This window comes from Paenibacillus sp. SSG-1 (assembly GCF_002224835.1).
GTDB lineage: Bacteria > Bacillota > Bacilli > Paenibacillales > Paenibacillaceae > Paenibacillus_AQ > Paenibacillus_AQ favisporus.
Genome location: NZ_MBRK01000001.1, coordinates 4430142 through 4451251 on the forward strand (window position 1 = coordinate 4430142; position 21110 = coordinate 4451251).

18 protein-coding genes are annotated in these 21110 nt (G+C 54.6%); all 18 read right to left on the reverse strand.

Going from position 1 to position 21110, the window contains the following annotated elements:
* Positions 1-187: 187 nt before the first annotated feature.
* On the reverse strand, positions 188-1636 hold the full coding sequence (locus BCV73_RS20580) for a LysM peptidoglycan-binding domain-containing protein (protein WP_256992924.1): 1449 nt from the start codon (positions 1634-1636) through the stop codon (positions 188-190).
* A 129-nt stretch (positions 1637-1765) separates the two neighbouring features.
* Positions 1766-2662 (reverse strand): RluA family pseudouridine synthase, encoded by an 897-nt coding sequence (locus BCV73_RS20585; RefSeq protein ID WP_089548376.1) that lies wholly within the window; start codon positions 2660-2662, stop codon positions 1766-1768.
* The gene (gene hemL / locus BCV73_RS20590) at positions 2659-3960 is read right to left on the reverse strand and encodes a glutamate-1-semialdehyde 2,1-aminomutase (RefSeq protein ID WP_179232038.1); all 1302 of its coding nucleotides are present in this window, start codon (positions 3958-3960) and stop codon (positions 2659-2661) included. Before hemL ends, BCV73_RS20585 begins: the two co-directional genes overlap by 4 nt.
* A 66-nt stretch (positions 3961-4026) precedes the next feature.
* Positions 4027-5025 carry a porphobilinogen synthase gene (gene hemB, locus BCV73_RS20595; RefSeq protein WP_089548377.1) on the reverse strand — a complete coding sequence of 333 codons (999 nt, stop codon included), beginning with the start codon at positions 5023-5025 and terminating at the stop codon, positions 4027-4029.
* Positions 5026-5081: 56 nt separating this feature from the next.
* Positions 5082-6635: a uroporphyrinogen-III C-methyltransferase gene (cobA, locus tag BCV73_RS20600; RefSeq protein ID WP_089548378.1), complete on the reverse strand. Its 1554-nt coding sequence runs from the start codon at positions 6633-6635 to the stop codon at positions 5082-5084.
* An 11-nt stretch (positions 6636-6646) separates the two neighbouring features.
* Complete coding sequence (gene hemC, locus BCV73_RS20605; protein WP_089548379.1) at positions 6647-7603, reverse strand: hydroxymethylbilane synthase; 957 nt, start codon at positions 7601-7603, stop codon at positions 6647-6649.
* On the reverse strand, positions 7603-8253 hold the full coding sequence (locus tag BCV73_RS20610; protein ID WP_244169402.1) for a precorrin-2 dehydrogenase/sirohydrochlorin ferrochelatase family protein: 651 nt from the start codon (positions 8251-8253) through the stop codon (positions 7603-7605). The genes hemC and BCV73_RS20610 overlap by 1 nt, the downstream gene beginning before the upstream one ends.
* Before the next feature lie 5 nt (positions 8254-8258).
* Positions 8259-8981, reverse strand: a complete 723-nt coding sequence (gene ccsA / locus BCV73_RS20615; RefSeq protein ID WP_089550339.1) for a cytochrome c biogenesis protein CcsA — start codon at positions 8979-8981, stop codon at positions 8259-8261.
* A 119-nt stretch (positions 8982-9100) separates the two neighbouring features.
* Positions 9101-10489 (reverse strand): glutamyl-tRNA reductase, encoded by a 1389-nt coding sequence (gene hemA / locus BCV73_RS20620; RefSeq protein WP_076174358.1) that lies wholly within the window; start codon positions 10487-10489, stop codon positions 9101-9103.
* A 190-nt stretch (positions 10490-10679) separates the two neighbouring features.
* Positions 10680-11207, reverse strand: coding sequence for a hypothetical protein (locus BCV73_RS20625; protein ID WP_143811884.1), 528 nt, complete (start codon positions 11205-11207; stop codon positions 10680-10682).
* A gap of 118 nt (positions 11208-11325) precedes the next feature.
* A complete protein-coding gene (gene speD, locus BCV73_RS20630) occupies positions 11326-11724 on the reverse strand; it encodes an adenosylmethionine decarboxylase (RefSeq protein ID WP_089548381.1) in 399 nt (132 codons plus the stop codon).
* Positions 11725-12032: 308 nt separating this feature from the next.
* Entirely contained in the window at positions 12033-12620 is a 588-nt protein-coding gene (locus tag BCV73_RS20635; protein WP_089548382.1) for a non-ribosomal peptide synthetase module, read from the reverse strand.
* 334 nt (positions 12621-12954) lie between these two features.
* A complete protein-coding gene (yihA, locus tag BCV73_RS20640) occupies positions 12955-13599 on the reverse strand; it encodes a ribosome biogenesis GTP-binding protein YihA/YsxC (RefSeq protein WP_089548383.1) in 645 nt (214 codons plus the stop codon).
* A gap of 17 nt (positions 13600-13616) precedes the next feature.
* On the reverse strand, positions 13617-15953 hold the full coding sequence (gene lon / locus BCV73_RS20645) for an endopeptidase La (RefSeq protein ID WP_089548384.1): 2337 nt from the start codon (positions 15951-15953) through the stop codon (positions 13617-13619).
* 90 nt (positions 15954-16043) lie between these two features.
* Complete coding sequence (gene lonB / locus BCV73_RS20650; protein ID WP_076174342.1) at positions 16044-17798, reverse strand: ATP-dependent protease LonB; 1755 nt, start codon at positions 17796-17798, stop codon at positions 16044-16046.
* Positions 17799-18034: 236 nt separating this feature from the next.
* Positions 18035-19132: a flavodoxin-dependent (E)-4-hydroxy-3-methylbut-2-enyl-diphosphate synthase gene (gene ispG, locus BCV73_RS20655; protein WP_076174340.1), complete on the reverse strand. Its 1098-nt coding sequence runs from the start codon at positions 19130-19132 to the stop codon at positions 18035-18037.
* A gap of 116 nt (positions 19133-19248) precedes the next feature.
* A complete protein-coding gene (gene clpX / locus BCV73_RS20660) occupies positions 19249-20505 on the reverse strand; it encodes an ATP-dependent protease ATP-binding subunit ClpX (protein ID WP_076174338.1) in 1257 nt (418 codons plus the stop codon).
* A gap of 12 nt (positions 20506-20517) precedes the next feature.
* Positions 20518-21108, reverse strand: coding sequence for an ATP-dependent Clp endopeptidase proteolytic subunit ClpP (clpP, locus tag BCV73_RS20665; RefSeq protein ID WP_076174335.1), 591 nt, complete (start codon positions 21106-21108; stop codon positions 20518-20520).
* Positions 21109-21110: the final 2 nt, after the last annotated feature.

The window sequence follows — 21110 nt, forward strand, 5'->3', positions numbered from 1 at the left end:
CTTGACTTTCGTTGATGTTTTTCTGCAAAACATATACTCCATAATAACGCGCTTCATGTCGATAGTCAACTTCCCTCGGCCCAAAGTGCAGGACCATTTTCCCGTGTTCAGGCAGACCTCATCCCGGGAACAAAAAAAAGAGCCCGGCGCCGTAAAACGCCAGGCTCTTCTGATTGCCTCAAAATCGTTACGGGATATACAGAATTTGACCTTCCTGCACGGTCTGGTCCGCCAGCCGGTTGTACAGCACAAGCTCCCGCGGCGTCAGCTGATAACGGTCGGCGATCGTCTCGAGCGTCTCCTCCCGCTGAACGATGCACAGCCGGACCTTACGGAAAGGAGTCTGCTCGGAGATACTGCCGAGGAACAGGTTCTTCCATTTGATATCATCGGCTTCAGCAGCACCCGCGCTGGCGACGGCATCAGCAGCCTGCTGCTCCTCCTGCGCCTGCTGGTACTCAAGCTCCTTGATCGAACGGCTTGAGGACAAGATCGAGGAAAAACCGATCGCTTCCTTCTCGCCGGACTCGGGTTCCTTCTTGCTTCCTAACGCGATCCGCATTTCCCGGTCTTCAGGCGGTTCTTCCTGCTGAATTTTATCCTGGAAAGCTCCAAACGGGAACGTAGGCTCGCTGAACGGGTCTTTACCCGCTGCGTTCAAATAGATGTCTTCTTCCTGCTCTTCATCCGCTTGAACCGCCGTCGCTTCCGGATGCAGCAGCTCCGACTCCTCTTCATGCTCAAAATGCCACTTGTTCGGGTACTGGGGCTCCGCTGTCCGGTCTGATGGTTCCTTGTCCGTATGTAAAGCGGATAATCCGGCCACCTGCGGCGGAGGCGCTGCCACTTCCCGCTCAGGTTCGCGGGCAGATTCCCATGCGGTAGACGGCGCTGTTTCGCGGGAATCGGACGCCTGAGGCACAGCTGCTTCCTCCGGCTCGGACGGAGGAACAGCAGCCGCTTGCCATGCGGCTTCCCAGGCTGCCGCTTCCCGTGCTTCATCCGAGTCACTGGCTTCCGCAGCTTCGATCGGAACCTGTTCCGGCTGCTCTGCCTGAATTTGGGACTGAGGCGGCGTAAAGGACGGAGCCGGTGCGGTCCAGACAGGCGCAGGGTCGTCCGGCGGCGTGAATTCACGCTGTTCCGGTTCTGCCGAAGACGGTTCTTCCTCCCGCTCTTGCGCGAAGATCGCCGCTTCCTCCGGAAGGTCCTCATCCGGTGCATGGACCACCGTGAATTCGTCCGCTTTCCAGGCGGGTGATTCCGCGACCTGAGTCTCGATGCCGCGCAGAGAGAGAACGCCCGTAATATTCAGGCTCCGTTTGGACAGCAGGTCGACGTCAAAATTCTCGATTTCCACCGCAATGTCATCCAGCGAGGTTACCCGGTTCAAGGGAACCGTAATCTCCACTGGAATGAAATGCTCCAGCCGCTGCGTCCCTTCTTCCTCACCTTCGCTTCTGTACAGCCCCGACAGGAGCAGATGCCCGCGCAGACTGGCTTGTTCGTCCTGGCTGATCACTTGAATATGCGGAAGCAGCTCGATTTCCTCGAGTTCTTCGATACCCGCCACGTCTTCGTTTAAATGGATGCGTTCGTAAATGTCAAAGCGTAAACCGTAGGACTGGTCAAACACAAATAACGTCCTCCTTTTCGGCATATTTCTAACCGTGGGCCATCCCCACAGCACGAGCCAAAATCGTTACTCGTTCTATTTATATGCTTTAAAAAGAGGAGCATGCCAGTTTTCATATGATACTTAGGTTTACGCTCTCACAAGGGCTTTGAGACGCTCCATATCCTCGGGCCACGGATCGCTCACCTCAATCTGCTCGTGTGTGAGCGGATGGGCGAAAGAGAGACGCTCCCCGTGAAGCGCCTGCCTGCCGATGGCGGACATGCTTCCGCCGTACAGGGCATCGCCCAGCAGCGGGTGGCCGACATGACTGAGATGAACACGGATCTGATGCGTCCGTCCGGTTTCCAGTTCCAAGTAGACGAGGCTGGCTTGATTCCCGGCTTCTGCATGGAGAATCCGGGTCACCGCAGATTGCCCTCCCGGAGACACGCGTCTGCGCTGCTTGTGATGGCGGTCCTTGCCGATGGGCAGGTCGATGACCTTCAGCTCCGAAGGGATCCGCCCCTCGACAAAGGCGGCGTAAATCCGCGAAATCCGCTTGCCGCTCATCTCCTTGTCCAGCACAAGCTGCGCCCAGTCATTTTTGGCGTACAGCACAGGCCCGGTGGTATGCTGGTCGAGCCGATGAATATGTCTGACCGCAATCTCTTCCCCCTGCATCTGATAATGGGCGGCCACGGCATGATCCAACGTGATTTCGTCGGAGTGCCCATCCGGGTGAACCTTCATCCCGGCAGGCTTGTGAACGACCAAGCAGAAGTCGTCCTCGTACAGCACGGTGAGATCCGTCCAGATCGGCTCGATCCCCGCCTTGCGGGAAGCAAAAAGGGCCAGCCGAAGCCGGTCCCCTTTCCACTCGATGCCATTTGATGCCTGAAGCTGTCCAAGCAGCTTCTCCGGCATGCCTGCCTCGTTCAGCAGCCACGCCGCGGCCGCCGCTTCGCGGTCTTCGGCCGATGCGATTTTTTTGCCCGGAGCCAGCTCCAGCCATTCCCCGCGCCGGAGCCAGTGGTTCAGGCTCACAGCTGCTTAAGGGCGTTGTAGTTGGCTTCAATCGTCGCATCGATGTCTTCGATGCTGTGGGCAGCCGATACAAACATCCCCTCAAATTGGGAAGGAGCCACGCTCACGCCTTCCTCAATCAGATTGCCGAAATATTTGGTGAAGCGCGGAATGTCGCTCGTCTTCGCCGTATCGTAATTCACGACAGGCCCTTCCGTGAAGAAAGGACATACCATGGAACCGACGCGGTTAATCGTCACCGGAATGCCAAGCTCTTTGGCATTTTTCACAAAACCGGCCTCCAGACGGGCTGCGCGCTCTTCCAGCTGGTCATATACGGCAGGCGTCAGGAGCTTCAGTGTCGTAAACCCAGCCGCCATGGCCAGCGGATTTCCGCTCAGCGTGCCCGCTTGGTAAATCGGACCGGACGGCGCCACTTTCTCCATAATTTCGCGTTTGCCGCCGTATGCGCCGACAGGCAGTCCGCCGCCGATCACCTTGCCCAGGCAAGTCAGGTCAGGCGTAATGCCGAACCGGCCTTGGGCACAGTTCAAATGAACGCGGAACCCGGTCATGACCTCATCAAAAATGAGCAGGCTGCCATATTTCGCCGTAATTTCGCGCAAGCCTTCCAGAAAGCCCGGAAGCGGAGGTACGACGCCCATGTTGCCGGCTACCGGCTCCACGATGACGCAGGCGATCTCCTCGCCAAAACGTTCAAAGGCAAGCTTTACGGACTCAAGGTCGTTATACGCGACCGTGATCGTATTGCTGGCCACGCTTTCCGGCACGCCCGGGCTGTCAGGCAGACCCAGCGTCGCCACCCCGGAGCCGGCTTTGATGAGCAGGCTGTCCGCGTGTCCGTGATAGGAGCCTTCGAATTTCAAAATTTTGCTGCGTCCCGTGTACCCGCGGGCCAGTCGAATCGCACTCATCGTCGCTTCCGTACCCGAATTGACCATCCGGACGATGTCGATCGAAGGGACACGCTCGCACACGAGCTTGGCCATCTCCGTCTCAATCAGCGTAGGCGCGCCGAAGCTCGTGCCTTTGGCCGCCGTTTCCTGAACCGCAGCAATCACTTCCGGATGGGCGTGTCCCATAATCAGGGGTCCCCAGGAGCCGACGTAGTCGATAAAACTGTTGCCATCAATATCGTACACGCGCGATCCTTGGGCATGGTCCACATAAATCGGCGTAAGGCCGACCGATTTAAAGGCGCGGACCGGGCTGTTCACCCCGCCGGGGATATATTGCTTGGCTTCTTCAAAGGCCGACCGGGAAGCCTCCTCCTTGCGCTTTCCTGACATACTGCTCATGTCATTCACTCCAATCTATCGGTTTAAATCACCCCGCTAAGCGGGGATTTTGCTCCGATGCTTCGGTTATCCCTTGATCCACCGGGCCACGTCTTTGGCAAAATAAGTAATAATGATATCCGCGCCGGCGCGCTTCATGCTCGTCAGCATTTCCTGCACTACGGCTTTTTCGTCGATCCAGCCTTGAATGGCCGCCGCTTTGACCATGGAGTACTCCCCGCTCACATTGTAGGCGACGAGCGGAAGGTCGAACTGATCCTTCAGCGTGCGCATAATGTCCATATAGGACAAAGAAGGCTTGACCATCAGCATGTCGGCCCCTTCAAGCACATCGGATTCCGCTTCACGCAGCGCTTCGCGCGCGTTGGCCGGATCCATCTGGTACGTTTTGCGGTCGCCGAACTGAGGTGCCGAGTCGGCTGCCTCGCGGAATGGGCCGTAGAAGGCGGAAGCATATTTGACCGAATAAGACATGATCGGAATATGCTCAAATCCGTTCTCGTCAAGCCCTGCGCGGATCGCCTGCACGAAGCCGTCCATCATGTTGGACGGGGCGATAATATCGGCGCCTGCTTTCGCCTGGGACACCGCCGTTTTGACCAGCAGCTCAAGCGATTCATCGTTCATAACGTCACCGCACACATGGCCATCCCGTTCATAGGTATGCACCATGCCGCAGTGTCCATGATCCGTAAACTCGCAGAGGCAGGTGTCGGCTACGACGAGCAGGTCCGGATACCAGGACTTGATCAGGCGTGTGGCTTCCTGCACGATGCCGTCTTCCGCAAAGGCCGAGGAGCCGATGCTGTCCTTCGTTTCCGGAATGCCGAACAACAGCACGGCCGGAATGCCGAGGGAGGCAATTTCGTCCACTTCTTCTTTCAGCCGGTCCAGCGAAAAATGATAGACTCCCGGCATGGATGAAATCTCGTTTTTTATGTTTTCTCCATAGGTTACAAAAATCGGCATGATCAGGTCATTCACGTTCAGCACCGTTTCGCGCACCATGTTCCGTATGCCCGCGGACTGGCGGAGGCGCCGGTGTCTTACTATTGGAAAACTCATAGCTGTAAACCTCCTGTTGGTAGATATTTACGAGTCTAGGGTCATCCCAGACCCTTCTATTCTGATGCGGCCGCAGCTTCCGCGTTCCACAGGCACAGCGACCGGACAAGGCTGTCCAGCGTCGCTTCTTCGGCAATGATGCCTACTTCAAGTCCCGCGTCACGGGCTGTCTTGGCCGTAATTTCTCCAATACATGCAACTTCCACGCCCTGCAGCAGCGCTGCCGGGTCCTGCACTCCCATCCGCTGCAAAATCGAGAGCAGATTGTTCACCGTCGACGAGCTGGTGAACGTCACGGCATGAATCCCGCCCTCTTCCAGCAGCCGGATCAATTCGGGATCGTCCTCCCGCCCGGCGATCGTCTGGTACATCACCGCGCTGGTGACCTCGAGTCCCATCTCCGCGAGCTTCTCAGGCAGCCAGTTTCGCGCCAGATCCCCGCGCGGAAGGAAGACCTTCTGGCCGGCGAGCAGCTGGCTGCCCAGCGACTCGATCAGTCCTTCCTGCTGGAAGCGGTCCGGCAGCTCCACGGGGATGATGCCCCGCTGCCCGAGCGCCTCGGCTGTGGCCGGGCCGACCGCCGCAATCCGCGCCCGGTGCAGCTGCCGGATGTCCTTCCCCTGCTCCTTCAGATGGCGGAAGAAGTAGTCGACGCCGTTGGTGCTGGTAAAGAACACCCAGTCGTATTCACCGAGCCGGTCGAAGGCGTCCTTGAGGCCCTGCTTAAGCTCGGGCGCTTCGGGATACACCGTCTCGATCACCGGAAATTCGTAGGGCTCCCCGCCGAGCTCCTCGATCCGGTTGACCAGATCGCTTGCCTGAGCCCGGGAGCGGGTGACGAGGATCCGCTTGCCGAACAGCGGTAGCGACTCCGCCCATTTGAGCTGCTCGCGCTGCCGCACGACGTCGCCGACAACGATGACGGCCGGCGGCTGAAAGTCCGCCTGCTCCACTTTCTCCGCGATGTCGGCGAGCGTCCCGGCGAGCACCGCCTGCTCCGCCCGCGTCCCCCACCGGATCAAGGCCACCGGCGTGCCGGGCTTGCGTCCATGGCGCATCAGCTGCTCGGCGATATAACCGATCTTGGCCACGCCCATCATAAAGACCAGCGTTCCGGTCGCGTTCGTAACCTTGTCCCATTCGATCATCCGGTCCAGCTTGTCCGGGCTTTCATGTCCGGTGATGATGGACAAGGAAGATGCCAAATCCCTGTGGGTCACCGGAATGCCCGCGTACGCCGGTACCCCGATCGCCGCCGTAATGCCGGGCACGATTTCATAAGGAATGCCGTTTCGCCTTAGCAGCTCGGCTTCCTCTCCTACGCGTCCGAATATCGTCGGATCGCCGCCCTTCAGCCGCACGACCGTTTTGCCCTGCAGGGCAAGATCCACCAGCAGCTGGTTGATCTCTTCCTGCTTCATCGTATGGCGGTCCGGGAGCTTGCCGACGTATATTTTTTCCGTTCCCGGCTTGAGCGAATGCAGCAGCTGCGGCCCCGCCAGGCGGTCGTATACGACGACATCCGCCTTTTGCAGGCATTCCAGCCCTTTTACCGTAATTAATTTGGCATGCCCGGGCCCGGCCCCCACCAAAAATACTCTTCCCGCCATGTTCTCATCCCCTACTCCCTGGTCTGTTCCAGAATTCTCTCGGCTCCCTGGGCAATCAGCTTATTGGCAACGTCTTCCCCAAGCTTCTGTGGATCCGTTCCCGTCAGCGTTTCTTTTAAAATGACGTCCCCTTCGGGAGATCCTACCATTCCCGTTAATTGTATAACGGGCGGAGTCCCTTGGGAATGCTCCGTTTCGGACGGAACGAGTACGGCGTGGGCCCCGATCGGCACCTGGCAGCCGCCGTTCAGTACGGCGAGAAACTTGCGTTCGGCAGCAACGGTCAGCTCCGATTCCTTATCGTTATATAAATCAAGCAGTCTGCGCAGATCCGCATCATCTTCGCGGCATTCGATGCCGAGCGCTCCTTGGCCAACAGCCGGCAGGCAGGTCTCCACCGGAATATAGGAGCTGATTTTATCCTCCCAGCCCATGCGGTACAGCCCGGCAGCGGCGAGAATGATCGCCTGAAAGCCTTCCGTCTCGAGCTTGCGCAGACGCGAGTCAATATTGCCGCGAACCGGCTCCAGTTCCAGGTCCGGCCGGTGAGCCTTCAGCTGGCTGGAGCGGCGCAGGCTGCTCGTTCCCACTTTCGCTCCCTGCGGAAGCTCGTCAATGCTTTGCCCATGAAGGGAAATGAGGCAGTCCCTCGGATCGACGCGGCGGGGCACCGCACCGTTCATCAGACCCTCGGGGAGAACCGAAGGCATGTCCTTCATACTGTGCACGGCCATATCGATTTCACCGTCCAGCATAGCCTGTTCGATTTCTTTAACGAACAAGCCTTTCCCGCCGACCTTGGACAACGTCACATCCAGAATGCGGTCGCCTTTCGTCACGATCTTTTTCACTTCAAATTGAAAATCAAACCCATGTTCCACGCACAGCTGCTTCAGCTGGTCGATGACCTGCCCTGTCTGCGTTAATGCCAATGCGCTTTGTCTGCTGCCTACTACGATTGTCCGCATCATGATTCCTCCTGGTTGTTCGCTATCCATTGCTTGATTTGTTCCGTATCCCACGGCTCAAACGTGCCCTTGCGGATATCATCCAGCACTTCAAGCTTTGCCGCTTTCATTAATAATCTTTGCCGGGTTTCCGGGCGCGTAACCTGCCTCTTGATGCTGCTGCGCATCCGGTACATCCATTCGAGATATTCCTCGTATTCGGGGCCGTATTCTTCCTCCAGCCTGTCGCAAATCTCCGCAGCCAGCGCCGGTCCGGCGCCCGAGGTGGACACGGCGATCACCAGCCTGCCCCGGCGAAGCACGCTCGGGCTGATAAAAGAACCCGGCTTACTGCCGCCGGCCGCGTTTGCCAGCGCACCCATCCGCTCTGCCTCATCGATCACGGCACCGTTCACGTCAGGCGAGGAGGTTGCCGCATAGACCAAAAAGGCCCCCGCCAAATCTCCCGCCGCGTACTCGCGGGAAATCCAGCGGATCCGGCCTTCCATTACAAGCTGCCGCAGTCCTTGTGTCACTTCCGGACTGATCACCGTCACATCGGCCGAAGCCGCAAGCAGGGAGTTTACCTTTCTTTCGGCCACGGCCCCGCCGCCCACCACGGCGCAGCAGCGCCCCTTGCAATCCAGCATTACGGGCAAATATACCGACAAAGGGCTCACTCTCCTGTCCAACGGTGAAAATCGGACCACGTATTCAGTACGAAAATAAAGATAATAAACGCATATCCGATCAGAATCCACTGGGCCATCACTTGACCGGAATGCTGTTTGGAACGTTTACGAATCAGAAAAAAATAATAAATCGCCAGTCCGGCAAGCGTAGCCACTACTTTCAAGTCCAGCAGCAGGCTGAGCTTGCCTTCGGAAATAAGCGACAGCACCGCGACGATGAACGAAACGGATAAGAGCGGGGTTCCGATCGATGCGAGCAGGTACGTATACTTGTCCATCAGCTCAAGACTCGGAAGCCTGCGGACGGTGTCGCTCCATTTTTTCCCTTTCAGCCTTCTATGAAGGAACAAATACATGCCGGCAAATACGGCGGCAATGGTGTAAACGGCGAAGCTTAGGTTGGCAAGCGTGATATGCAGAATGAGCAGGCCGTGTACCGTCTCCCAATGACGCAGCGGGTTATTCCCGGCCGCAAACCATAAGCGGTTCAGCACCATGGCGCTGAATCCGATGATGCCGAGCAGCAGGACGGCAAACTCCGACCGCTGCACCCAGTTCAGGATCAGCGCGGCGATGACGAGACTAAATGAAAATAAGAGCAAAAAATCAAATGGGGTAAAGATCGGCAGCATGCTCTCCTGCCACGCTCTAATCAGAAGCGCGCCTCCCTGCAAAACGCCAACTACAACAAGAAGCCCTGTACCCATCCGCTTTGCCCCCTGATTGCGTCGTATGCAATCCGAGATAAAAAACAGAAGGCTCAGGGCGTAGATATAAATGCCGGCATCGTAAAAACCAGTGAGCAATGTCAACTCCCCCTACCGGCTTACAGGCTTGCAGGAGTCAAAGAAACCTTGGACAGCTTCATGTCCGATGGGTTCTTGCTATTCCCTTGCGGGACCTTGCCGGATTTCTCCATGACGCTGCTGCCATGACCGGACGCATTCATGTCCTCTTCCAAAGCAAATATGTGTGTGAAAAACTCTAGCGCCTCGTTGCCTTCCTTGCCGCCGGCCATTTCCTTCAAGCGGTTGATCGGATCGTGCATCATCTGATTGACGATGCTCTTGGTCAACCGGCGGATGACTTTGCGCTGATGGTCGTTCAGTTCAGGCAGCTTGTTAAACAGGCTTTCCAGCGTTTCTTCATGAATCGCCGTGGACTTCTCCTGAAGCGCACGGATCGCCGGCCGGATGCCGAGCGTCTTGAGCCATTGATAGAACGCCGTCTTCTCCTCTTCGATCATCACTTCGATTTTTGCGGCTTCGGCCCGGCGCATTTCGAGGTTGCTCTCAACGATTCCTTCCAGGTCGTCAATATCATACAGGAATACGTTGCTAATCTCGGCGATAGCCGGATCAATGTCCCGCGGCACCGCAATATCAATCATAAACAGCGGCCGGGATTGCCGCTTCTTCATGCTCTCGCTGACCTGCGCCGGTGTAAGGACGTAATCCTTGGCACCCGTCGAGCTGATCAGGATGTCCACTTCGTGAAGCCGGGCAATCGCCTGCTCCATCGTGCACGGCGTACCTTGAAACTTGCTGGCCAGCTCTTCCGCCCGCGCCAGGGTCCGGTTGGCGACGATCACCTCTTCGGCCCCGTTCGCGTACAGGTGCTTGACGGTCAGCTCGCTCATTTTGCCGGCACCGAGAATGAGCACCTTCTTGTCGTTGAACATGCCAAAAATCCGTTTGCCCAGCTCAACGGCCGCGTAGCTCACGGACACTGCGCTTTCCCCAATGGAAGTCTCCGAATGGGCTCTCTTGCCAAGGGTTACAGCCTGCTTGAACAGCATGTTGAACCAGGTGCCCGTCGCTTTCTCCTCCTGGCTTTGCAGGAAGGCGCTTCGGACTTGACCCAAAATTTGCGTCTCCCCGATCACCATGGAGTCCAGGCCGCAGGTCACCCGGAACAAATGGGAAATGGCCTGTTCGTCTTCATATATATATAAATGCTTTGTAAATTCTTCTCTTGGGATGTCAAACCATTGCTCCACAAAACTGCGGATGAAATATCCGCACATATGAAGACGGTCTACCACCACGTATATTTCAGTGCGGTTGCACGTAGCCACAATCACGCCTTCCATTACACTTTTCGTCAGCATCAGCTGGCTGAGTGCCTTTGGAAGTTCGCTTTGATCAAATGTAAAACGTTCCCTCACTTCTACAGGCGCTGTACGATAGTTTAATCCGACAACGACGATGTGCATTACGTGTTCACCTGCCTATGTTTCATTTCAAAAAAAAAGATCCAGTTCAGGACGTTTTTTCTTACGGTACGTTCATTAACAACGTGTTCATTATATCACAAATGTCCTGCTCTCTCTGAACTATTTTTGAAATGTTTATGAAATTACATGTGATTTATTGTGTCACAAAGCACTGGGCTTTATACCCTCTTTATTGCGTTTCTTCCAGCGTCTTGGAGAGTTCTTTGCCGATTTTCTTCAGCTGGCCCGCTTGCGAGGCGATCACGTGCCCGTCCTCGCTCAGCAGCTTATCGTATACCGGCATGACACCTGCATACAGCTGGCTGTACCGAAGCAGCATGTCCTTCTCCGCGTCGGTGAGGAGGCGGTTGCCGCCGATTTGCCACTCTGTGATTACATTAACCAGATCACCGACCGGTTTAAGCGGATCGACGGCACCGTCCCCAAATGTTTTTGCCAGCCGGTCGTGAGCATACGACGCCGAATAAGCCGCCAGCTTGAGGGCGTTCAGCTCATCGGTGCGCGAACTGCCAGCCGCATCCGCCAGGGACGTTCCCAGCACCTGCATTTGAAACTGGGCCACCTCGAACAGCATCCTTTCGGCATTCTCTCCTTCGGTATGAGGCCACATCATCCGGTATCCTTGGTAGACAAGGCTGACAAGCAGGACCAGCAGCAGACCAACAAACAGCAAATCCCTCTGTTTTCTCCTTCTCACGCTTAAGCGAACCCCCCTGTTAACAAGCTTACTACTCATTGTATGGGGGTCCAAAAAAACAAATAACCATGGAGATGTCCATGGTTATGATTTAGATATCGTTATTCGTGCCGCGAAGTTACACCAGCTCGGTCTGTTTCAGTTCAGGGGTTTCTACCGTCAATTCACCCAAACCGCGCACCAGTTTCTTGGCGTAAGTTTTCTCAGGTTTCAATACGGATACCAGGTAATCAATGGCCAACTGTGGATCTACCGTCTCACCGCAAGTGTAGCAGTCGATCGCTGCGAATCCTCTCTCAGGATACGTGTGGATCGAGAGGTGGCTTTCTGACAACAATACGAGTACTGTAGCGCCTTGTGGTTCAAACTGCTTGGATTGTACCGACATGACTGTAGCACCGCATGCTTCGGCTGCCTCAACCATTTGAGCCTGCAGAAATTCCGCGTCATTCAGCATGTCAAAATCTACACCCCAAGTATCAACAGCAACGTGTCTTCCGAAAGTTGAATATTCCATCCTTCGGTTCCCCCTTCCTAGGAATAAAATGTTTGAAAATTTCATCCGCTAGGACCTACGTCATTCACTTCCCGAGGGAATAATCTCTCGCAACATTCAATGTCCTGAGTGAATCCTGGTTCCTATATAATTCTTTTCAACGAGATTAAAAATAACATCTATCCGCCCTAATTGCAACCCTTTTTTATCCTTTGCAAATATTTATTTTCAGCCACTCATCCCCGCGTCACCTGACCCGTTTTACCGGGCATTTAAGACGTAAAAAGAACCCTTCAGTTACCGAAGGGTTCTCTTTCTCCGAGGCCATCTCAAGCCTCAAGTGCAAACCATTTATGTGTGGTGAGGCGCAGTTTCTGGTCAATAACAGCAATCTGTTCAGGAGTCACCGCTTTGTTCCGTTCATCGAGCCAAAAATTAATATCCTGGTACAAACGGGATATTTCCTGTTCGACCTCGGTGAGCTGGAACATTCGCTGGAGTTCTCCGGCCGTATGCTTATATTCATACACCAGCTTACTCTGGGAAGTCGTAACTTCCGCAATTTTGCGAACCGAGCCTTTTTCATAATAATACATCATCGTGAATCCTTGATAAATGCGATTGACGATTCCGTCTCCTTTGCAGGCGACGAACAGTTTGCGGACCGCGTTTGTCAGATGAGGGTTCACCAAGCGGCAAGACAATTCACAGATGTATAACGAACCTTTACGCTCCAGAGGGAGATGAACCGCCTCGCCGCTTTCGTCTTCAAGCACAATTTCTTGTCCTCCGCCGTCCAGTACTTTCACATAAGAATGCACATGACAGCTTTCCGCCGAATGCAAAAATTGGTTCAATTGCTGCTCCGTCATTTGTAAAGTCGTTTGAACATACTCTGTGGCTAACCGCTGAGCCATAAAAATCTCCTCAATTCTTTTTTATGATTACAGAACGATGTGCTCCAGCACGGTTCGATTCTATAATCGCAAGAAAAATTTCCGCCGGACATGGCGGGGGAAGATCGTTAAAGGAGCTCAAGGCCTCTTTAAACAACCTTTAGTATTATTATACAGCACATCCTCGAGCATTGGCTTGCTGAGCAAACCATGAATTTCCTTCATATTTCATAAAATAACGGATTAAACCGGATTGTAGCCGAAAAATCTTATGGGATGCTCACTTTCCTCCCGTGAAAAGTCTGAATCCCTATAGTATACAGCGAATTTATCGCATTTTCGTTAGGTTGAGACGTTACGGGTTCTCCTGCTGCTGCCCTTCCTGCGGAACCGCCCCGGACTGCGGAGAGTCTCCGTTTTCCGTAAATGACTGAATCACAGCCCATAACTCTTCTTTACCCACACCCAGCTCCGAAGAAAACATGACGAACAAATCAGTGCTGCGGAGAAGGAGGCTCTCCTTCATTTGCTTGACATGCTTCTGCCAGCGGCTCTTCGGTATTTTATCCGCTTTTGTAGCCACGACGCAGATCGGAATGTCATAATGCTGAAGCCAGTCATACATCATGACGTCATCCTTGGTCGGCGGGTGGCGAAGATCCACCACCATGAGAACCAGCTTCAGCGTCTGCCGCTCCAGCATGTATTTCTCAATCATCTTGCCCCAGGCCGCCCGCTGCGTCTTGGACACTTTGGCGTAGCCGTACCCTGGGAAGTCCACAAAATACAAAGCCTCATTAATACGATAGTAGTTCATATGCTGGGTTTTGCCCGGGGTCGAGCTTGTTCTCGCGAGGTTCTTCCGATTGATCATCCGGTTGATGAGCGAGGACTTGCCGACATTGGAACGCCCTGCCAGAGCAATCTCCGGCAAGGCGTCCACAGGATATTGGTCAGGGCCGACGGCGCTGATAATAAATTCTGCATTCGTAACTTTCATGTTAAATTAAACCCTCTCTAGTGCACTCCCGCCTGCTCCACCAGTGCATGCTTCAGCACCTGGTCCATATGGGACACCGGAACAAACTCCACTTCTTCTTTGACACTGTCCGGAATCTCGCGCAGATCCCGCTCGTTGTCTTTGGGGAGCAGTATTTTTTTGTAGCCGGCGCGGTGCGCTGCCAGCGATTTCTCCTTCAGTCCGCCGATCGGCAGCACCCGGCCGCGCAGGGTGATTTCACCGGTCATGGCGATGTCTTTGGAGACATGTTTCTTGGTCAGGGCCGACACGAGGGCCGTGGCAATCGTAATGCCTGCCGAAGGTCCATCTTTCGGAATCGCCCCTTCAGGGATATGAATATGGATATCATTCTTCTCATGAAAATCGGGGTCGATGCCAAGCTCATCGGCTTTGGCACGCGTGTAGCTGAAAGCGGCCTGCGCCGATTCCTTCATCACGTCCCCCAATTGGCCGGTCAGGGTCAGCTTGCCGGATCCCGGCACGACCGTGACTTCGACCATTAATGTTACGCCGCCAACCTCGGTCCAGGCCAGGCCGGTTACCGCACCAATCTGATCCTCCAGATCGGCCACGCCATATCTGAAGTTCGGACTGCCTAAATAGTCCTTGACATCGTCCGGCCCAATGGTAATCTTATCGATCTCTTCGGATACGATGATCTTCGCAGCCTTCCGGCACAGCGCCGCGACCTGCTGCTCCAGGTTCCGTACGCCGGATTCCCGGGTGTACTCGCGGACCACTTTCATGAGCGCCTCTTCCCCGATCTCCAGCTGGTCTTCGTTCAGGCCATGCTCCCGTTTCTGCTTCGGCAGCAGATAGCGCATGGCGATTTGAAGCTTCTCCAGTTCCGTATAACCCGGGATGTTGAGCACTTCCATCCGGTCCAGCAGCGGACGCGGAATATTATGAATGGCATTCGCCGTCGTAATAAACATTACCTGGGACAAGTCGAACGGAATCTCGATAAAATGGTCGCTGAACGTGTTGTTCTGCTCCGGATCGAGCACTTCCAGCAGCGCCGAAGACGGGTCACCCCGGAAATCCGAAGCCATCTTGTCGATCTCATCCAGCAGGAATACCGGGTTCAGTACTCCCGCGCTTTTCATTCCCTGGATAATCCGCCCTGGCATCGCTCCCACATAGGTGCGCCGGTGACCGCGAATTTCCGCTTCATCCCGCACACCCCCGAGCGATATCCGGACAAACTTGCGGTTCAGCGATTTGGCAATCGACCGGGCAAGCGAAGTTTTACCAACGCCCGGAGGTCCGACCAGGCACAAAATCGGCCCTTTCATCTTCTTCACCAGCTTCTGAACGGCCAGGTATTCGAGTACGCGTTCCTTCGGCTTGTCGAGGCTGTAATGATCCTCGTTGAGCACCTGCTCCGCCTTATGGATATCCAGATCGTCCTCGGTTTTAGCCGACCAGGGAAGGCCAAGCAGCCAATCGAGATAATTGCGGATCACACCGCCTTCCGCCGAGCTTGCAGGCATTTTTTCGAGACGGTCGATTTCTTTCTCCACCTTCTCTTTGACCCTTTCGGGAAGCTCCTGCTTGTTCATCTGCTCACGCAGCTCTTCCACTTCTCCGGCGCGGCCTTCTTTCTCGCCCAGCTCCTTCTGAATCGCCTTCATCTGTTCGCGCAAATAATATTCCTTCTGCGTCTTTTCCATCTGCTTCTTGACGCGTTGGTTAATTTTGCGCTCGAGCTCCAGCACTTCGCGTTCGTTATTCAGAATATCGAGGAGTTTCTCGAGCCGTTTGCCAACGTCGACGGTCTCCAGAATATCCTGCTTATCCTTGATTTTTAACGACAGATGGCTCGTAATGACGTCAGCCAGCCTGCCGGGCTCATCGATATCAGACACCGCGGCAAGCGTCTCGGGCGTTACCTTTTTCGATAAATTAATATAGTGCTCGAATTGACTGAGTACCGTACGCATCAGTGCATCCACTTCAGGATCGTCGCTGTCTTCCTCCTTCAGCTCGCGGGCAATGACTTCGTAATACTCTTCATTGTCCGTGTACTGAATGATCTCGGCGCGCTCCATCCCTTCTACCAGCACCCGGATGGTGCCGTTCGGAAGCTTCAGCATCTGTCTGACGTTGGCGACTGTGCCAACCCGGAAAATATCTTCTTGCGTTGGTTCTTCTATGTTCACCTCGGACTGAGAACAAAGGAGAATCAAATTATCTTCCACCATTGCTTTTTCCAGCGCTTTGACCGATTTCTCCCGGCCTACATCGAGATGCAGAACCATGCTCGGGTAGACTAGAAGGCCTCGCAAAGGCAGTAAAGGAAACCGGCGGCCTTTTGATTTACTGGGCCCCATCGCTTTTGCACCTCCAGCCGTTCTCAGGGTTATGACATTCGATTTTATTTTAGCAAATGTTCACATAAAACACCAATCTTTGTAGCCTGATCAGCAGGAGCCGGCATCCGTTATTTGGCTGTTACGCGCAGGCTTGGCATGCAGGAAGGAAGCTGAAGCTGCCGGGAATGTCTCCGGGGCCGCGCTGGGTTCGATCGTTTCCTCTGCGCTGCTGTCGACTTGACGGTCCAGCTCGCCTCCGAAAATATGCCCGAACGCTTCCTGGATCGACTCCACCGGAATGACGCGCAGTCCGTTCAAATCCTCGAACAGAGTCTGCCAGTTTTCCTTCGGAATGATCACTGTCGTCGCTCCTGCCTGGAAGGCCGCCTCGACTTTGGCGATAACGCCCCCGATCGGCTTCACTTTGCCGTGAATGCTGATTTCGCCTGTCATGGCCAGTCGATTGTCAACCGGCAGCCCTTTCATCGCCGAAACGATGGCGGTAGCCATGGCGACGCCGGCAGAAGGACCGTCAATCGGCGTTCCTCCAGGGAAATTGATATGCAGATCGTAATCGCCCGGCGAAAGACCCATGGAGCGCAGAACGGTCAGCACGTTTTCGATGGAACCCTTCGCCATGCTCTTTCGGCGCAGCGTTCTGGAACTGCCCCCGCCGATCTCTTCCTCTTCGACGACCCCGGTAATATTGTAGATACCTTGTCCTTTGGCGACAGGAACGGCAGTCACCTCGATTTCAAGCAGTGCTCCCATATTCGGACCGTACACGGCAAGGCCGTTGACCAGGCCAACCTGCGGACGCTCCGGAACCTTCCGGTCCGGACGGGGCTGAAGCTGGCTGCTGCTTGCTACCCATTCGACGTCGGAAGCCGACAGGGAGTCCCTTTTTTCCGTCAAGGCCAAACCTGCTGCCAGCTGAATGATATTGACCGCCTCGCGTCCGTTGGTGGCATACTGCTTCACAACCTCGACCGCCTCCGGGCATGGCTTCAGACCGATCTTTTGAATCGCATCCTCCGCAATGCGGCTGATCTCCTCAGGAAGCAGCGGGCGGAAAAAGATTTCCATACAGCGCGAACGCAGCGCCGGCGGAATTTCCTGCGGCGAGCGTGTCGTTGCCCCGACCAGACGAAAATCGGCCGGAAGGCCGTTCTGGAAAATATCGTGCACATAGGCCGGGGTGTTGCTGTCCTCCGAATTATAGTATGCACTTTCGAGCAGGACCTTACGGTCCTCAAGTACTTTTAACAATTTATTCATTTGGATCGGATGCAATTCCCCAATCTCGTCGACAAACAAAATTCCCCCGTGCGCTTTCGTAACCGCACCTGGCTTAGGCTGGGGAATGCCGGCGACGCCCATGGAGCCCGCCCCCTGATAGATCGGGTCATGGACCGATCCGATTAATGGATCGGCAATCCCCCGCTCGTCGAAACGGGCGGTGGTCGCATCGATTTCGGTGAATTTGGCGTCGGCTTTAAATGGCGAGGCCGGATTTTTTTTGGCTTCCTCCATCACGACCCGGGCGGCTGCGGTTTTCCCGACCCCTGGTGGCCCATAGATAATGACATGCTGCGGATTCCCGCTGCACAGCGCGGCTTTCAACGCACGAAGCCCGTCCTTCTGTCCGACGATATCCTGCAGCGACTGCGGTCTCGTTTTTTCGGCCAGCGGCTTGGTCAGCGAAACCGAACGCAGCTTGCGCAGCTTATCCATCTCTTTGCGTGATTCCCGATCCACCGCGGTGCGGTTCGTCTTCTGCCCGCGGAGCAAATTCCAAAAATAGACGCCGATGATGATCGCAAAGAAAAATTGTACCAGCATCATAATCATGGTTAAATCCATAGTAAATCCCTCCCGATTCTCAGTTCAGTGGCTTCTCCTCCGGCATGGTTTTAGATTGATACATCATCTTGCCGGAAATAGGTTCGTTAGCCTGATACATGGTAGTATAGCCTTTTCACCCATGAGTAAACGGGATGGGCCGGGATTTTTGCATCTTTTTTGGAAAATTGTCCGCCCTCATTCAAAAAAGAAGCCGCAGCACTGCATAAGCAGGACTGCGGCTTCTTGCGGCAAAATTAGTGTTTGCGCCCCGGGATCGTTCCGGTTTCTTCGTATACTTTAACGATGCTGTCGATTTCCTTCTTCAATTCGTCCACCATCTCAGCTTCCGGCACTTTACGGATCATCTCTCCGTAACGGAAAAGGAGTCCTTCGCCGCGACCGCCGGCGATGCCGATGTCCGCTTCACGCGCTTCGCCCGGACCGTTGACCGCGCAGCCAAGCACGGACACTTTAATCGGCACTTTCAGCTGGGAGATGTAGGCTTCCACTTCGTTGGCGATGGAGAACAAGTCGATGTCCAGCCGCCCGCAGGTCGGACAGGACACGAGCGTTGCGGCGTTCGAGATCAAGCCGAAGGTCTTGAGCAGCTCACGCGCCACTTTGACTTCTTCCACCGGATCTGCGCTCAGGGAAATACGCACGGTGCTGCCGATGCCCATCGAGAGCAGGGCGCCGATGCCCGCCGAGCTTTTGATCGTACCGGAGAAGAGCGTTCCCGATTCGGTAATACCAAGGTGCAGCGGATAAGGAATCACTTCGGCCGCCTTACGGTAAGCTTCGATGGCCATCGGCACGTCAGAGGCTTTCAGAGACACGATAATATCGTGGAAATCGAGCTCTTCCAAAATGCCTATGTGATATAGGGCACTTTCCACCATAGCTTCAGGCGTCGGATACCCGTATTTCTCCAGCAGGTGAGCTTCGAGCGAACCGGCGTTGACGCCGATCCGGATCGGAATCCCGCGCTCTTTACAAGCTCGGACGACCGCTTCCACCTTCTCGCGGCTGCCGATATTGCCCGGGTTGATCCGGACTTTATCGATGCCGTTCTCGATGGCTTTCAGCGCCAGCTGGTAGTTAAAATGAATATCCGCAACGAGCGGAATATGAATGCGTTTCTTGATCTCTTTAATGGCTTCCGCCGCTTCCACATTGTTGACCGTTACCCGGACAATCTGGCAGCCGGCTTCTTCGAGCCGAAGGATTTCCGCCACCGTGGCTTCCACGTTAGCGGTCTTCGTCGTACACATGCTTTGGATAATGACTTCGTTGTTACCGCCAATCGTCAAATTACCGACCTTGACCGGCCGTGTGTCTTGTCTCAAAAACATGATTGTTCTCTCCCATAACGCCAAGACTCCACCCCGTCCCCGCGAAGCAAGCGGCAGGGCGGAAGTGGAGAATCGGCACCTAAATTTGGGAAAATGGCATCTGTTTTACAATCAGATTACGCACTTTCCTCTTGTTTTTTATCTTTTTTGCTGATCAATTCCGGAATCATCTTCTCTTTGACAACCTGCTCCGTAATGATGCAGTCCTTGATATCCTCGCGGGAAGGAACCTCATACATTACGTCCAGCATGATGCCTTCAATGATGGCCCGAAGTCCGCGGGCACCCGTATTGCGTTTGATCGCTTCGCGGGCAATCGCTTCAAGGGCTTCCGGCTCGAATTTCAGCGTTACGTTATCCATTTCGAGCAGTTTCTGATACTGCTTCGTCAGCGCGTTCTTCGGCTCGGACAGAATACGCACCAGCGTCTTCTCATCGAGCGGCTCCAGCGTCGAAATGATCGGCAGACGTCCCACGAATTCAGGGATCAGCCCGAATTTCAGCAGGTCTTCCGGCAGAACCAGACCGAGGTATTCACCCGGTTTCAGATCTTTCTGGTTGTCGGTACCCGCGTTAAAGCCGATAACTTTCTTGCCGATCCGGCGCTTGATCATTTGCTCCAGGCCATCAAAGGCACCGCCGCAAATAAACAGGATGTTCGTCGTATCGATTTGGATAAACTCCTGGTGCGGATGCTTGCGCCCGCCTTGTGGCGGAACCGAAGCGACCGTTCCTTCCAGGATTTTGAGCAGCGCCTGCTGTACCCCTTCACCCGATACGTCACGGGTAATCGAAGGGTTCTCGGATTTACGCGCAACCTTGTCGATTTCGTCGATATAGATAATGCCGCGTTCGGCTTTTTCCACGTCGTAATCGGCTGCTTGAATCAGCTTCAGCAGGATGTTCTCTACGTCCTCACCCACGTACCCGGCTTCCGTAAGGGAAGTCGCGTCGGCGATAGCGAACGGAACGTTCAAAATTTTGGCCATCGTCTGGGCAAGCAGTGTCTTACCCGAACCGGTTGGACCCAAAAGCAGAATGTTACTCTTCTGAAGCTCGACGTCTTCAATTTTGCTGCCGGTATTGATCCGTTTGTAGTGGTTGTACACGGCAACGGACAGCGATTTCTTCGCTTGTTCTTGACCGATGATATACTGGTCCAAAATATCGCAGATTTCCTTCGGTTTCGGAATATCCTTCAGATCCAGCTCTTCCTCATGTCCGAGCTCTTCCTCCACGATCTCCGTGCAGAGCTCGATACATTCGTCACATATATAGACACCGGGGCCAGCAACAAGTTTGCGCACTTGCTCCTGGGATTTCCCGCAAAAAGAGCACTTCAGCTGCCCTTTTTCATCGTTAAATTTAAACATGTAAACACCCCTTTAAGATTTAATCGGTGAAGTGAGAACCTGGTCAATTATGCCGTATGCTTTCGCTTCCTCCGCGCTCATGAAAAAGTCACGATCCGTATCGCGCTCAATTTTTTCAAGGGGCTGACCCGTGCGCTCCACGTAAATTTGATTGAGCTTTTCCCTGGTTTTAATAATCCAGCTCGCATGGATTTGGATGTCGGACGCCTGGCCCTGAACACCGCCGAGCGGCTGGTGAATCATGACCTCGCTGTTCGTCAGCGCAAAACGCTTGCCGGGTGCTCCGGCCGTCAACAGCAGGGATCCCATGCTCGCCGCCATACCAACGCAAATCGTGGATACATCAGGCTTGATAAACTGCATCGTATCATATATACCCATCCCCGCTGTGACAGAACCACCCGGTGAATTGATATACAAATGAATATCTTTCTCCGGATCCTCCGCAGCCAGGAACAATAATTGAGCTATGACGAGATTGGCAACATCATCATCAATCGCACTGCTCAGGAAGATAATGCGGTCCTTGAGCAATCTGGAGTAAATATCGTACGATCTCTCGCCTCTATTGGTTTGTTCTACAACCATAGGTATCAGACTCATGT